Source organism: Lunatimonas sp. (genome assembly GCF_020832325.1).
Classification (GTDB): Bacteria; Bacteroidota; Bacteroidia; order Cytophagales; family Cyclobacteriaceae; genus Lunatimonas.
The window spans coordinates 94,138-109,423 of record NZ_JAFIEU010000043.1 but is presented as its reverse complement, the minus strand read 5'-3'; the positions used below and the strand labels follow the sequence as shown (position 1 = coordinate 109,423).

The window sequence follows — 15,286 nt, the reverse complement described above, 5'->3', positions numbered from 1 at the left end:
AATAAATTTAATTGAATAGCCCAAGAATGAAACTATTGATTGTCGAAGATGACGCGCGGGTTTCCGATTTGATAAAACGAGGATTGGAGGAAAAAGGGTATGTAGCGGATGTCGCATACGATGGATTTTTTGCGCGAAAATTGATCGGACAAAAAGACTACGACCTGGTTGTCATGGATATTATCCTTCCAAAGATCAACGGGATCGACCTATGTAGGGAAATCCGTCAGGTCTATCCCAATTTGCCGGTGATCATGCTGACGGCCTTGGGGACTACAGATGACAAGGTAGAGGGGTTTGATGCCGGAGCAGATGATTATCTCGTGAAGCCTTTTGAAATGCGGGAGCTTATTGTTCGTATCCGGGCTTTGCTAAAAAGAAAGAGCCAAGATCCTGCGCCTGGCAGTGTATTGACCTATGCAGATCTTCAAATGAATTTAGACACCAAGGTATTGGTGCGGCAATCGCGGGAAATCAGACTAACCCCAAAAGAATTCAAACTATTGGCCTACCTCATGCAACATCCTGAACGGGTGATTTCAAGAGCCGAGATTGCTGAAAACGTTTGGGATACCCATTTTGATACGGGGACAAACTTCATCGATGTCTATATCAACTATCTTCGGAAAAAAATTGAGAAGGATTTTGATTCAAAATTGATCCATACGAAATCTGGAATGGGGTTCATCCTAATGGAGGGATATGGGAAGGGATTCGTAGATAAACCGCCACTTGAAAATGACCATTAGATCCAAGCTATCGATATTATTTACCCTTCTATCTGCAGCGGTACTGTTTATTTTTGCTGGTGTGCTATACATTCATTCCAAGAAAAGCAGGGAAAAGGAGTTTTACGATCTGTTGGAAAAGGAGGCGCTTACCAAGGCGAATCTTTTTTTTAACGCCAAAGTGGATGCGACGACTCTTCAGGACATTTACAGAAGCAATAGGGAGATTTTAAACGAAGTCGAGGTTGCGATATACGATGTCCATTCATCTTTGCTATACCACGACGCTGTCGATATCGATTTTGTGAAAGAAACCCCCGAGATGCTGGCCAGTATCTTTAAGAATGGAATCATCCGGTTTTATCAGGACGATTGGCAGGTAGTAGGTATTGTGTTTCAAGTAGGTGGTGAGAAGTATGGCATCACGGCTGCGGCGTTTGATGGGTATGGCTTTAATAAGCTGTCCAATCAGCTTCGAAGCAGTGTATGGGTTTTCTTCCTTTCGATATTAGGAATCTATTTTTTGGGTAGGTATTTTTCAGCGAAAGCGCTTAGCCCGGTGAAGGAGATGATCGGTAACGTCAATCGGATTTCAGCATCCAACTTGGGTCTGCGCCTGTATGAGTCTACAGAGAAGGACGAACTGAGCCATTTGGCCAATACTTTCAATGAGATGCTCGATCGTTTGGAGACTTCCTTTGAATCTCAAAAGAATTTTGTTTCCAGTATTTCTCACGAACTCCGCACACCGCTGGCTGCAATGATAGCCGAGTTGGACCTGGCCATGGAGAAACAACGCTCCACGGCGGAGTACCTTCGGATTATTTCGTTAGTCAGGTCAGATGCAGCCAAACTTGTGAAGCTTTCCAACACCCTGTTTGATTTTGCCAAAGCAAGCTATGACCCGGCGGAGATTTCCTTCAAAAATATTCGGTTGGATGAGGTGCTTCTGGACGCCAGCATTGAGGTCCGTCGCCTGAATGCAGCATACAACGTGCACCTCCGGATTGATGAGGATTACGAAGACGATCAGGACGTCTCCTTGGTCGGAAACGAGTACCTGCTCAAAGTGGCTTTTATCAATCTGATGGAAAATTCCTGCAAGTTTTCTCCCGACAAATCGGTGGAGGTCAGTTTGGGTTTTGATGAACGGGAGATCTGTATACGATTTAAAGATGCTGGCGTAGGCATTTCGGAAGCAGATGTGGCAAGGATTTTTGATCCCTTTTTTCGGGGAGAGAACCAATTTGTGGTGGAGGGTAATGGCATTGGCCTGTCCCTTACGAAAAAAATCGTACAGCTACATCAGGGCACCATCGATGTAGTTTCCCAAAAAGGAACCGGTTCTGTTTTTACCCTTACGTTTCCACACCGTGACTAGTCAAAAGGGGTAGTTTTGAGCAAACCTCTCAGGTCTACAGGACTTTGGTAAATTTAGACCAGGAAGGACTGTGCCTTCCTGGTCTTGGGATTTAGGGCTCCATTCGGTTGTTGTCGCGGTTTATATCCGCCATTCGAAGCGAAGGATCAATCTCAATAGATTGAATCGTCGAGAGAGGGCGATCAATCTGTATGGACTTTTCCGTATGGGTCCAAGGCCATCTTTCGGTCAGTATCCGTGCTGGAGCATTGGCTTCGTTGGGTTTTTCACCACGTTGAATAGCCAGTGGTAAGTACACCATCTCCTTTTTTCCATCCTTGTACGTGATCACCAAGTCGATAGGCATGGGCATCAGCCCGATCCTGGTCAACTGAATATTGGTTTTGGTACCCTCCGCGGTCACATCCTGAATGGCATAGTCGATTGTCTTGGTGGAGTTGACCCAGTACTCTTTGAACCAATCCAACTCCAAGCCACTTTGCTTTTCCATTACACGGATGACATCGTTGGCGTTGGGATGCTTAAACTGCCAAGTGTCCCAGTATCTGAGCATGCCTTTTGCCAAGTGATCTTCTCCCATGATATAGCCCAGTTGGGAAAGAAAAAGCGCTCCTTTGGAGTAAGACGCGGCTCCGTAGGCTGTATTGGTGTGGTAGTGGTCAGCGTGGGTAGACATGGGTTCTTCCAGACCGGATGTGGCTAGGCGTTCGTAGCTGGCATAGGAGCCTCTATGCGGAAAGTCGGATGGCTCCTCTGCGAATAGATGGGCCATCACCAGATCACCGGCATACGTAGTGAAGCCTTCGTCCATCCATGGGTAAAGGCTTTCATTATTACCCAATACGCCGTGAAACCAACTGTGGATTAGTTCGTGCACCATCACTCCCACCAAACTGCCCAATGGGCGTTGGCCTGTGATCAGGGTTGACATCGGATACTCCATGCCACCGTCGCCGCCCTGAATGACGGAAAACTGTTTGTACGGGTAGTGGCCAAAGTGTTTGTTCATGAATTCGATGGCCGCCGGGGTATAAGTTTTCAGTTTTTCCCAGTTTGTAGCAGTCTGTGAGTTTTTGATATATAGGTGGTGTACGGTGATGCCATTGTCCATTTCAATCCTATCGTGGGTATATTTAGGGTCTGCAGCCCACATGAAATCATGGACCCGGGGAGCGTAAAAATGCCAGGTAAGTTTGTCTCCGGTAGGTTCCGGTACCTTCACACCAGCATCTTCGTACCCATGTCCAATTTCGTTGGCGTTTTGCAGGTATCCGGTTCCACCCAGGGTGTAGGTTTTGTCAATGCGTATTTTGACATCAAAATCACCCCAGATCCCATAAAACTCGCGGCCTACATACGGATTTGCGTGCCATCCCTGGTAGTCGTAGTTGGCAATTTTTGGGTACCATTGTGCCATGGAGTAGCGTACCCCTTCCTGGCTGTCCCTGCCTGCTCTCCGCACTTGCAAAGGTACTTGGCCCTCGAAGGTGGTTTCAAACAAAACGGTGGTGTGAGGAAGGATCACTTGGGGTAGGTCTGCCTCCAAGATCGTCTCTACCTCCTCAAATGGCACGTCCTGTCCATTCATTTTAAGTGACTGAATGTGAATGTACCCGATCTCATCGGGCTTTAGCTTATAAATCCTATCTTGCACCCTTCGGTCCGGGTCAGCGATGGACCTGGATCTCACATCCATCATACTATTTGGCTGAAAAGCATTGTAATATAGGTGGAAGAAAAACCGATCGAGTGTGTCCGGGGAATTGTTGGTATAGGCGATGGTTTGTTTCCCGACATACCGGTTGGTGGCCACATCCATGTCTACATCCATTTGATAGCTTACGGACTGCTGCCACCTGTCTGCTTGGGCATACAGGCCCTGCGGGAGTATGATCACAAAGCAAAGTAATGCAAGTACTGTGGTAATTGTGTGTTTCATGTGTCTATAATTGATTTTTCAATGGTCACATGGAATCTCGCATGGTTTCCCCGATAACTATCGGGGCATCCCAGTGTGTGACGGCTACGACATGCTCGATTTCATCTGTTTATATTTTTTTTGGTCATAACTTGCTACAACCCTCCTTTTTTTGGAACAAAACCCCGATTGGGTGATTATCTTCTCCGCATTTGCCGTTTGTGCCATCGTATCTATTCCATGGGTTGGATCGGGGATTTCCAGGATATTTTCGCAGAAATGGGGTAGTGGTCCGAATAGTCCACCTCCCGGTGGGTCTTGAATTGATGTACGTTGAACCCATGATCGGTAAAAATATGGTCTATACGTAAAAAGAAAAGCACTTTATTATAAGTGAATCCAAACCCTCTGCCGGCGGCCTCAAACGCATTTTGGAGTGAAGACCGAACGGTAAAATAGGTGTAGCTGTAGGGTACGTCGTTAAAGTCTCCGGCTAATATTACCGGGTGGGGAGAGTTGGCAATATGTTCCATTAACAGTTCGACCTGACGGGCGCGCATTACAATACCGTTTTTGAGTTTTCGGATGGTTTCTCGGTAGTTCTTTTTTATTCCTTCTAATTCAGCAAGTTCTTCAGCGGGGATGTTCATGGATTCTAGATGAGTGTTATAGATCCGAATGGTATCCTTGTCAATTTTCACGTCGACAAAGATTGAGCCGTTGTTTGTGCGGTTGTCGAAAACCATTCCGTCATTGACAATCGGGTATTTACTAAAAATGGCCAAGCCTTGGGATCTTTTATTGCTTCCGCCAAAAGAATGGTATTTGTACTGGTATTCCCCGTCTTTGCTGATTAATTTAAGTGCATTTCGGGACGGGGTGGAAAAATCTTGTTGAAATTCCTGAAAACATTTAATGTCAGCGGGGAAGTTTCTGGCCCATTCGATGGAATTAGAAATAGATTCCTTACTTTTTGGACTCCAGGACTGATTGAAGAACATGGCATTAAAACTAAGAATCATTATCCCCTCATTAGGTGTGGCGGGTTGGTTCCATTGGAAGGTAATTGGAAAGAACTTCCACCCCACAGCCAACACAATCAGCGGATATATGATCAACCGGGTTCTGCCGAATAGAAAGAGTACTACCAAAAAGAGATTCAAAATCATGAAGACCGGAATCAGCAGAGGGAGTAGGCCGGTGTAGGAAAAAATTTCCGGCGAGATATACACGCTGAAAAACAGTAACAACGACATCAAAAAGAATAACAGTACAATGGCCCTCATGCGCTTGCTCGAAATAAATCTCCTCTTTCTATTACAAACATAGCCCTAGTATTTTAAAATACAATGAAGGAAGTTTGAAAGGATCAGCAAGCTTTTTCATATTTGACAGGGGGATTAGTAGAGATCAAAAAAAATCGTTAATTTCGTTCATATTTATAATCTCGCATTTAGATGACAATGAAAACACCTATTCTGGCGCAACTTTTTTTGATCGCGTGTTGTATTTCTTTTGTTTCCTGCGGGGAGCAAAAAACCGGATCGGAAGCTTCGGAAATGGAAACTCAATCCGACGAAATAGTGGAAACCCGGGCCAGTCCGCTACGCAGAGTAGAGGGAACTGTAGCAGGTAAGCAGCTTAAAGTTCAGTATGGATCGCCAGCCGTAAAAGGTAGAGCCATATGGGGCGATTTGGTGCCTTACAACGAAGTTTGGCGAACTGGAGCAAACGAAGCTACCTATTTGGAGTTTACCCAAGATTTGAAAGTACATGGCCAGACATTGCCTGCCGGAAAATACTCCTTATTTACCATCCCACGAGAAAGTGGTCCGTGGACTGTTATTTTTAATTCAGAATGGGATTTGGAACACGGACATTATCAATACAAAGAGGAACATGACGTGCTTCGCGTCAGTGCAGACCCAACTTGGGAAGAATCCAGCCAAGAGTGGTTGATGATTGAAATAGTGTCTGGTGGCTTGGTGGTTAAGTGGGAAAAGCTGAAACTGCCAATCTCCATTGAATGAAATATGTAGGTTTTATCCTCTCCCTATTCACCGCCTTGGCATTGGTGATGGCACTTTCCTTGGACTTGGGTGGTATGCCGGCTATTTCGGATTTGTTGGACCCCTTTAGAGGATTCTGGCAAAATCAATACAGCGAGGACCACCGCCCAAAGGATGTGCTAAAAATGAATGGACTGAGGGAGGAAGTAACGGTGCGTTACGATGAAAACCTTATTCCACATATTTTTGCCAAAAACGAGTTAGATCTCTATAGAGCACAGGGCTATGTCACCGCCAAGCATCGTCTGTGGCAGATGGAGTTTCAGATTATGGCTGCCGCAGGGCGGATATCCGAGGTAGTGGGTGCACAGGCTTTGGATTTTGACCGATTGCAGCGACGAAAGGGACTGTCTTTCGGTGCGGAGGCGGGGCTTCGATTTCTGGAGGAAACAGACCCTGAGTCCCTTGAAAAATTGCATGCCTATGCCGATGGAGTGAATGAGTTCATCCATCAAACACCATTTGCCAAACTTCCCATAGAATACAAGCTTTTGGGTTACCAGCCCTCAGAGTGGAATGCGGGAAAGACTTTGCTGCTACTTAAATACATGGCAGATATGCTAGTGGGTGATTCAGATGTGGAATACACCAATCTCCGGTTAATGCTTGGAGAAACCTGGATGAACCGCCTGTTTCCGGATTTTCCGGACGTAGTGGACCCCGTGATTGACCAAAGCCAACGGTGGACGTTTTCAGGATCCATGCCCGAGGTACCCGAAGGGATTGTTTATCCAGATTCCCTGCTGTGGATGAAAACCATGGGCAAGCCCGAACCAGGAACCGGATCCAATAACTGGGCAGTTTCTGGTAGCAAAACATTAAATGGAAACCCTATACTGGCCAATGACCCCCATCTTAGCCTCAATATGCCCTCGCTATGGTATGCCATTCAACTCAGTACGCCGGAGTTTAGTGCAAAAGGTGCTAGCTTACCCGGAGCATTGGGGGTGATCAGTGGATTTAATGAGAACATAGCATGGGGTGTTACCAATGCTACCAGGGATGTCCGGGATTTGTATTTTATTACCTTCAAGGACGACACCCGGATGGAGTACTTGTACAATGATCAATGGATGCCCGCCTCCCTGCGGATCGAAACGATCAAGGTAAAGGGCGAACCGGATTTTTTGGATTCGGTCGTTTACACCCATCATGGTCCGGTGGTCTACGATAACCGATTTTATGGGGAAAAACAACAGGCTAATTTCGCATTAAAGTGGACCGCCCATGAAGGTTCCAATGAGCAAAAGACCTTCTTATTATTGAATAAGGCAAAGGACCATTCCGACTATATCAATGCGCTAAACCACTTTACGTCTCCCGCCCAAAATTTTGTTTTTGCCAGTAGGGATGGAGACATCGCTATGAAGGTGCAGGGTCGGTTTCCGATTAAATGGAGGGAACAAGGTAAGTACCTGATGGATGGAAGCGATCCCCGGTTCGACTGGTCTGGCTACATACCGTTTGAGGAAAATCCAGCGTCCATCAATCCTCCCCGTGGATTCGTCAGCTCGGCTAACCAACACTCTACGGATTCCACCTATCCGTATTACCTGTTTGACCACACCTTTGAAAATTACCGAAACAGGCGTATAAACGGGCAGCTTGCCAAAATGAACGGTATTACCGTTGACGACATGAAGGCGCTGCAGTTTGATAGCTATCACCTGCACGCTTCGGAGATATTACCGGTACTTTTGGCGTATGTGTCCGATTCATCTGCAACGGCCAATCGAGACTTAGAGGTTGCTAATAGGGATTTGCAGATTTTGGCAGATTGGGATTATTTCACTCAGCCGAATACGGTCGCCCCTACGCTGTTTACCCTTTGGTGGGATACCTTAAAGGAAGCCGTGTTTTCGAAATGGCAGCTTGACAACCTTCCTATAGTGTTGCCTAACGATTACCAGCTTTCGAAACTTATCCTAGAAGATCCTGAGAGTGAGTTGTTTGACCTACCGGAGACAGTACAGGTGGAAACTGCGGTGGATCTGGCCCAAATTTCGTTTCTAAAGGCGGTGGAGACCCTGCGGGATCTGGAATCTGAAAGAGGAGCGATCACGTGGGCGGCATACAAGCGTACCAGCATCAATCACCTTGTCCCCAATTTCACCTCCTTTGGGTATCAGGGGATAGAAACCGGTGGGGGAAAAGGCATTGTTAATGCCACCGATAGCCGCCATGGTGCGAGTTGGCGAATGGTGGTAGAGTTGGATGACAGCATAAAGGCTTTTGGGATTTATCCGGGTGGGCAATCCGGCAATCCTGGAAGCAGGTATTACGGTAACTTTATTTCCAAGTGGGCCGTAGGGGAGTACGTGAATTTTGGCCTTCGGAGCTTGACCGACACGGATGATATACTGTTTGAAACCCGTTTTGAACCAACGCACTAGCCTATGAAGTTTACGGTCCTTTTTGTTACTAGCGCATTTATCTGGTTTTTGCTGGGGAGTTTTATTCCCTATTGGGGGATTATGGCGATCGTTTTCTTACTAGCGATCTTCGTTCGGACAAACGGAATCGTAGCTTTTTTGGCCACGGGTCTCGGTGTAGGCGCAGTATGGCTTTTTTTGCCTCTTTATATTTGGGTCACCACAGATTCTGATCTCCCCAATAGGATGGGGGAGATCGTAGGGTTGAGCAACAGTACCTATTTACTGGCGATCACTGGAATGATTGGTTTTTTGCTCGGTGGATTTAGCGGATTGACCGGTAACCTCCTGGGAAGGATTTTTCACCGCGACACCTTTCTTTAAGGCAATAATCCGTAGGGTTTATTGAGTTTTAGTACAAATTTGAGTACCTTGGTGAATATGTTTTGCCGTAAGGCATGAAACTTGACTGACCAGTTTCAGAGCTTATTTTTAAGAACCTCAATGAACCATCCAGTCTAGCCTTCTAGTGATAGAGAGGCTTGATGCAGGAGAAACCTACCGGGGTGATTATAAGGCATTCGTTATTCTTCCCATAAAATCTTTAGGGATTTGTGACCACTAGAAAACCAATATATAGATGAACAAAACGATTATTGTATCCAACAGATTGCCCGTTAGTCTGCAGCTTAAGTCAGGAAAATTTGAATTTAAGGCCAGCGCAGGAGGATTGGCTACCGGCTTGGGTTCCATCTACAAGCAGGGGGAAAATCTTTGGATCGGATGGCCAGGAAATGCTGTGGAGGATGAAGAGCAACAAAAGGAAGTGACTGAAGAGCTCAGAAAGCTAAAGATGGCTCCAGTATTCCTGACCAAGGACGATATTGAGCTGTATTATGAGGGGTTCAGTAACGAAACCATTTGGCCAGCTTTCCATTATTTCACCCAGTACATCAATTACGAAGACGCCTATTGGGAGGCCTATTTAGAAGTAAACCGAAAGTTTTGCCAAGCGATCTTGGATATTGCGGAGCCGGAGGATACCATTTGGGTACATGATTACCAACTTTTGTTGCTGCCGATGATGCTTCGGGAGGCATTGCCAGACGCTACCATTGCTTTTTTTCAACATATTCCATTTCCTTCCTATGAGATCATCCGGATGTTGCCCTGGAGAAAACAGCTACTCGAAGGGATGGTTGGGGCAGACTTAATCGGGTTTCATACTTATGACGACATGCGTCACTTTTTGAGTGCGGTGGGTCGGATATTGGGATTGTCCAATGAGAGCGGGTACATTCAGGCGGATCATCGACTCGTGAATGTGGATTCTTTTCCGATGGGAATCGATTACGATAAGTTTGCGAATGCCGCTACCAGCAGAAAAACACTCAATAAAAAGAAGAAATTTAAGGATCAATTAGGTGGTCAAAAGCTTCTGATCACCATTGACCGATTGGATTATTCCAAAGGAATACCGCAGCGCATCCGTGCGTTTGACCGTCTTTTGGATCAACGCGAGGATTTTCATGGAAAGGTATCCATGATTATGGTGGTGGTACCTTCACGGGCGAAGGTACAATCCTATGTCAAGCTAAAGAAGGAAATTGACACGTTGGTAGGAAGGATTAACAGTAAGTATAGTACGTTGAACTGGGTTCCCATTCATTACTTTTACCGGAGCTTTCCTTTCGAAGAGCTTAGTGCCTTTTATTCCATGTCCGACATCGCCTTGGTTACCCCGCTTAGGGATGGGATGAATTTGGTTTGTAAGGAATTTGTGGCGTCTAAGACAGATCAAGACGGTGTGTTGATTTTGTCTGAAATGGCTGGAGCAAGCAAGGAGTTGGTGGATGCTATATTGGTGAACCCGAACGATATCTCCGCCGTGGAGCAGGCGATTGTGGATGCGCTGACCATGGGAGAGGATGAGAAAAAGTCCCGGATGGCCACCATGCAAACAAGTTTAAAGAAATACGATATTTTTCAATGGGTGGAAGTTTTTATGGACCGGCTGTCCCACGTAAAACAAAGGCAGCAAGAGTTTCAATCTAAAGCACTCGATAAAACCATCATTCAGGAAATTGTCTCAAAATTCAAGCTGGCAAAAAGACCCATTGTATTCTTGGATTACGATGGGACCTTGGTTGGGTTTAAAAGTCGGCCAGAGGATGCCTACCCGGATAGGGAATTATTGGAAATAGTGGACGGTTTAACCAAAGAGTGCGAGGTGGTCCTTATCAGCGGGAGGGACAAGGAGACCTTGGGCAAATGGTTTGAAAATCAACCTGTGGAAATGATCGCCGAACATGGGGTATGGTTGAAAAAGGGAGACCAATCGGAATGGGAGTTGTATGCGGATGTGGATGACGGATGGAAAGACGATATCCGACAGGTTATGGACTACTACGTCCTACGAACGCCAGGGGCCTTTATTGAGGAAAAGCACCACTCGCTAGTTTGGCATTACCGAAAAGTGGAGAGTGGACTAGGTGACCTTAGAATGAGGGAGTTGTTCAGTCACCTGAAATACATGGCAAGTGGACACAACTTACAGGTGCTGGAAGGAAACATGGTATTGGAAATCAAGCGGCCGGATATTAATAAGGGTAGAGCGGCTACGGCGTTTATGAGAGGGGGGGATTATGATTTTATACTGGCTCTCGGTGACGATTGGACTGATGAAGACACATTCAAAGCAATGCCCAAGGACTCTTTCACGATCCGAGTAGGTTATGATTATACCCAAGCTAACTACAACATCAAGAACCCTACTGAAGTTCGGAAGCTGTTAAAGCAATTAATAGGTTCTAGGTGAACCATATGGGTTGGGTTTCACTCCTTTCAGTGCCTTTCCGAAGTAGTCCTCTTTCTTTCTAGGGGGATGCATATTGGCATGGTACAGTATCTATATTAGGTATTTATAGAAGGCTGGGAATTCCAATTTAGATAGGTATGGAATATCAGATTGCGGCGTACCAGATTACGTAGGCTGATCAAAATCAGTAAATAGAAGATTAAAACGTCACTTATTTACAACAAATGTTGGGTATTTTTGTTAACTATACGGGAAGGCTGGTTATCTAAAAAATCGCCCTCATGTAGTTTATGTAGTACCATTCGCTAGCAATCATATGTTTTCAAAAGCCTGTCAGTACGGGATCAAGTCTGTAATTTATATCTGGAAGCAAAGCCTGAATGGATCCAAAGTGGGAGCCAAGGAAATAGCAGAACATATTCATGCACCTGAACCCTTTACGGCAAAGATCCTTCAGGATTTGGTGCGCAAGGACATTGTGTCTTCGCAGAAGGGCCCCACGGGCGGGTTTTATGTGGATGAGGATCATGAAGGGTTGACACTCAGAGATCTAGTGGTTGCGATTGACGGAGACGAGCTTTTTGTGGGGTGTACCCTTGGTTTGAAGTTTTGTTCCGAAACCAATCCCTGTCCAGTGCATTTTGACATTTTAAAGATCCGCACGCAATTGCAGGAAATGCTTACCAAAAAATCCCTAAAGGAACTGGCGATGGAGGTAGAAAGCGGGGATACGGTACTGGCCAGACTTGCCTAGTCGATCAGTTATTCCTGGCTAGGACGGTTTTTTAATCCGGAAATCTTGAAATTGGGGACCTTCATACGCGAAGATTCTTTATTTCTTGCTCGCTAAATTGCTTATACCGAATGACGGCACCGACCGAAATCAGTATCAGGCTAGCGACGGTCCAGTACACCCAATCCGGAACAGGTACCGGGTCGCCTTTGGCGTAGGAGTGTAAACCGGAAAGGTAATAGTTTACGCCAAATGAGGTCATTATGATGGCTGAAAAGGCCCACATACTGGCAAGATTGTAAACCACTCCATCCTTTAGGTTAGGTAGTAGTCTAAGGTGAAGTACGAAGGCATAGATGATGATAGAAATTAAAGCCCAGGTTTCTTTGGGATCCCAAGCCCAGTAACGGCCCCAGCTCTCGTTGGCCCAAACTCCCCCTAAAAATGTTCCAACTGTTAAAAGAAATAATCCGATCGTGATCGATAGCTCGTTGACAATTCCCAATTCGCGCAAACTCGCCCACCACACGGTCGTGGTTTTGGTCGGTTTGAACACGATGATCGACAAACTCAATAGTGCCAGTAATGCGGACAGTGCCAAGGGAGCGTATCCACTGACGATAATTGCCACATGGATTTTTAGCCAATAGGAGTGCAAAACGGGCATGAGGTTGGTTATTTCAGGATTGAGCCAATCCAAAAATCCAACGAATAACAGTGTTCCCGAAAAAAGGAGACTCAAAGGAATCGTGAATGGGGATTTACTACCCAATACCAATCCCAAACACACTACACACCAAGCTACGAAAACCAACATTTCGAAACCGTCGCTCCAAGGCGGGTGCTCGGCGATGTACCATCTCAATAAGAGGTGAAAGGTAAAGGCTAATAAGCCGATCCAGGCAAGAAATTTCCCTATCCTCCAAAATTGCCCGAGTGACTTTTGGTGGTCAAATAGCATCCAAATGGAGATAGCAAGCATAAAAATACCCAACAGCCAGAAAGGACCGAAAAGCCTGTTGCCAAGATTCAGAGTATTATAGAGTAGTTCTGCCTGAATACGGGCATCCGACGGATAGACTTCGGACCCTGCCTTCTGTTGATATAGGGCTAGGTAACCAAGGGCCTCGTCAGCAGCAGTCCAATCACTGGTTTCTAAACCTCCCTGGATGGCCTGTAAGTGCAATGGTGTTATGTTTTTCACGAAAATAGCATCCTCTTCCGAAAACCCGGCCATGTATTGCTGTCCGGTGTACCAGGTATTTTCGTTGTCCTGCATATTGGGGAAAAGCCGTAGAAAATCTCCTGTCAGTAGGCCGTACAGAATGTTAAACCGTTCGTCTGTCTTTAAGATTTCATTGTGACTATCGTTGCGTTCGGAGGGCTTTAGCAGATTGGCCGTCTCCACCAATGCTTGGATTTTGTATGCCCCCTCATCCGTCAAAAAATCTTTGAAGGCAAGGCGTTCTGTGGCCGGAATCTCCAAGGCTTCAAAGATCTCTTTTGCCTTTGCCTTGTCGGTTTTAATAATAGGGATGTTGCTGACATACTCCGGGTCAAGTTGTGCTACTAGTAGGAATTGCTCCGGGCTGATACTTATTTCTCCTGCGTCCGGATCAGGTAGGCTAACTCGGGTTTTTCCGGTCACTTTTCGGACAATTTCATTTGCCAGCGTGTTCAGCGGTTTCATTCTGCCGTCCAGATCTTGCACGATCAGCCGGCCATATGCCTTCGCATGAGATATTGGTACTATACGAGATGCTGAAGGTGACGACTCTATAGCGGGTTTTAACGACCATAGGACTATGGTTGACGCAGCAACCAATCCCAATAGGGCCAGTTTTCCGACGTAGATGGAAGGGCTACTGTCCAGCATAGTTCTCTCCTGGTTCAATTTCGTTAGCCGGTTATTCAATAGCCGGAATCTGCTGCCTTTCGCAAAAAAGGTCAAACACATTCCGATCGTTAGCAAGGTATACCCGATATAGGTGATCCATGTTCCGAGCCGATCCCGGTTTACAGAGAGGACGGTTCCCCGTTCATCGGAATCGAAGGAGGCTTGGTAAAATCGGTAGCCTTTATAGTCCAAGACATTGTTCATGTAGATGCGGTAGGGGAATTCCGTGTCTCCGTCCATGACCATCACTTCGCTAGCATAGCTCGCAGGGCTTTGGCTACCGGGATACCTTTTTAATTCAAAATCATTTAAGTAAAGCGAAAAGGGCAGGCTGGTGTATTTGGGGCCATAGGTGATAGCATGAAGTTTGCCATTGTGTTCAAAGCTAGTCCAAGAGGGATTGCGGGTAACTTGTTTAGCGTAAAATTGGTGAATTACTTGGCCTTGGGTATCGGATACGGAGAATTTCACCGCATCGAGCAGATCTTTGGCTAGGGCTTCAGACTCTTCTTCGTAATAGGTCAGTGTAGCATTTTCATGGATTTCCTTTACCATAAAGGCTCCCTCATCCCATTGGTACAGTGTCCTCAGCCGTAGTTCCTGTGTTTCCTTTGCGTGCAAATGCCCCAATTGCTGGGAGGACATCTCCATCATCTGTAGGTCGAGACTGGATTTAATCATCCACTGATCTTCCTTTTTATACAGTTGAACCGTAAGATTTTCTCCTTTGGAGGTTCCTAAGGTAATATCTCCCATCTCTATGTATCGGCCTTGATCGATGAGATAGTCCTGCCTTCCCTTGCCGATTGCTACGGCTACGTCTAGGTAGGTTGAATGTCCTGGTTCAAACCGCTGCCGGGCATGCGGTATGTATGCTTCTGCAGTGATCAATAGTGGTTCTGATTCCAAATTTATTTTTACATGCCGGGGTTTGAATCCCTTGGAATGCAGGGTAAGGGGATGCGAAAATTCGGTACCGGTATGGTCGTTTTCCTTATTGATCTGAAGGTAACTCGTGGTAGAAAAAAAGCCGGAAACACTATCCCCTTCTCTGATATGAAGTATCCCATCCTCACTGAAGTATCGGGTGATTCCGGCACCTATTAGAATGACGACAAAAGCAACATGAAACAAGCCGATGGGCCATCGGTTTGGATGGAAAAGCTTGTATGTACCTATATGGAACAAAAAATTCAGGGCGATCCAAGCAATAATAATTTCAAACCACCAAGCATCGTATACCATTCTCCAGGCTACTGGAGTACCGTGGTCATTTTCTAGAAAAGTGGCAGTAGCCATGGCGACGGCGAAAGACAAAAGGAGCAATAGGGTTACCTTGGTGGAGGTTAAAATTTTCAATATGGGCATGG

The 15,286-nt window shown here is 46.0% G+C and carries 10 protein-coding genes; 7 read left to right on the top strand and 3 right to left on the bottom strand.

The window, feature by feature from the left end; translation table 11 throughout:
• Positions 1-26 precede the first annotated feature (26 nt).
• Positions 27-749 carry a response regulator transcription factor gene (locus tag JJU34_RS15895; RefSeq protein WP_228693389.1) on the top strand — a complete coding sequence of 241 codons (723 nt, stop codon included), beginning with the start codon at positions 27-29 and terminating at the stop codon, positions 747-749.
• Positions 739-2,109 (top strand): HAMP domain-containing sensor histidine kinase, encoded by a 1,371-nt coding sequence (locus JJU34_RS15890; RefSeq protein ID WP_228693388.1) that lies wholly within the window; start codon positions 739-741, stop codon positions 2,107-2,109. The genes JJU34_RS15895 and JJU34_RS15890 overlap by 11 nt, the downstream gene beginning before the upstream one ends.
• A 91-nt stretch (positions 2,110-2,200) precedes the next feature.
• Here the strand turns inward: JJU34_RS15890 and JJU34_RS15885 are convergent, their stop codons facing one another.
• A complete protein-coding gene (locus JJU34_RS15885) occupies positions 2,201-3,940 on the bottom strand; it encodes a M1 family metallopeptidase (RefSeq protein WP_228693432.1) in 1,740 nt (579 codons plus the stop codon).
• A 320-nt stretch (positions 3,941-4,260) separates the two neighbouring features.
• On the bottom strand, positions 4,261-5,313 hold the full coding sequence (locus JJU34_RS15880; protein ID WP_228693387.1) for an endonuclease/exonuclease/phosphatase family protein: 1,053 nt from the start codon (positions 5,311-5,313) through the stop codon (positions 4,261-4,263).
• A gap of 171 nt (positions 5,314-5,484) precedes the next feature.
• On the opposite strand from JJU34_RS15880, the gene JJU34_RS15875 reads away from it, so the two are divergent.
• The 5 genes from JJU34_RS15875 to JJU34_RS15855 all read left to right on the top strand — a co-directional run bounded on the left by JJU34_RS15875 (position 5,485) and on the right by JJU34_RS15855 (position 12,040).
• Positions 5,485-6,057, top strand: coding sequence for a DUF2911 domain-containing protein (locus JJU34_RS15875; protein ID WP_228693386.1), 573 nt, complete (start codon positions 5,485-5,487; stop codon positions 6,055-6,057).
• Positions 6,054-8,489 (top strand): penicillin acylase family protein, encoded by a 2,436-nt coding sequence (locus JJU34_RS15870; protein ID WP_228693385.1) that lies wholly within the window; start codon positions 6,054-6,056, stop codon positions 8,487-8,489. Before JJU34_RS15875 ends, JJU34_RS15870 begins: the two co-directional genes overlap by 4 nt.
• A gap of 3 nt (positions 8,490-8,492) precedes the next feature.
• Positions 8,493-8,852: a hypothetical protein gene (locus tag JJU34_RS15865; protein ID WP_228693384.1), complete on the top strand. Its 360-nt coding sequence runs from the start codon at positions 8,493-8,495 to the stop codon at positions 8,850-8,852.
• Between the two features lie 256 nt (positions 8,853-9,108).
• Positions 9,109-11,286, top strand: a complete 2,178-nt coding sequence (locus JJU34_RS15860; protein WP_228693383.1) for a bifunctional alpha,alpha-trehalose-phosphate synthase (UDP-forming)/trehalose-phosphatase — start codon at positions 9,109-9,111, stop codon at positions 11,284-11,286.
• 316 nt (positions 11,287-11,602) lie between these two features.
• Positions 11,603-12,040 (top strand): Rrf2 family transcriptional regulator, encoded by a 438-nt coding sequence (locus tag JJU34_RS15855; RefSeq protein WP_228693382.1) that lies wholly within the window; start codon positions 11,603-11,605, stop codon positions 12,038-12,040.
• 61 nt (positions 12,041-12,101) lie between these two features.
• On the opposite strand, the gene ccsA is transcribed toward JJU34_RS15855, so the two are convergent.
• Positions 12,102-15,284, bottom strand: coding sequence for a cytochrome c biogenesis protein CcsA (gene ccsA / locus JJU34_RS15850; RefSeq protein WP_228693381.1), 3,183 nt, complete (start codon positions 15,282-15,284; stop codon positions 12,102-12,104).
• Positions 15,285-15,286: the final 2 nt, after the last annotated feature.

What these genes read in the sequence shown, in the direction of transcription:
- JJU34_RS15870 (WP_228693385.1), top strand. Translation starts at nt 6,054, where the DNA reads ATGAAATATGTAGGTTTTATCCTCTCCCTATTCACCGCCTTGGCATTG.
- JJU34_RS15880 (WP_228693387.1), bottom strand. Translation starts at nt 5,313, where the DNA reads ATGAGGGCCATTGTACTGTTATTCTTTTTGATGTCGTTGTTACTGTTT.
- JJU34_RS15885 (WP_228693432.1), bottom strand. Translation starts at nt 3,940, where the DNA reads ATGGATGTAGACATGGATGTGGCCACCAACCGGTATGTCGGGAAACAA.
- ccsA (WP_228693381.1), bottom strand. Translation starts at nt 15,284, where the DNA reads ATGCCCATATTGAAAATTTTAACCTCCACCAAGGTAACCCTATTGCTC.
- JJU34_RS15860 (WP_228693383.1), top strand. Translation starts at nt 9,109, where the DNA reads ATGAACAAAACGATTATTGTATCCAACAGATTGCCCGTTAGTCTGCAG.
- JJU34_RS15865 (WP_228693384.1), top strand. Translation starts at nt 8,493, where the DNA reads ATGAAGTTTACGGTCCTTTTTGTTACTAGCGCATTTATCTGGTTTTTG.
- JJU34_RS15855 (WP_228693382.1), top strand. Translation starts at nt 11,603, where the DNA reads ATGTTTTCAAAAGCCTGTCAGTACGGGATCAAGTCTGTAATTTATATC.
- JJU34_RS15875 (WP_228693386.1), top strand. Translation starts at nt 5,485, where the DNA reads ATGACAATGAAAACACCTATTCTGGCGCAACTTTTTTTGATCGCGTGT.
- JJU34_RS15895 (WP_228693389.1), top strand. Translation starts at nt 27, where the DNA reads ATGAAACTATTGATTGTCGAAGATGACGCGCGGGTTTCCGATTTGATA.
- JJU34_RS15890 (WP_228693388.1), top strand. Translation starts at nt 739, where the DNA reads ATGACCATTAGATCCAAGCTATCGATATTATTTACCCTTCTATCTGCA.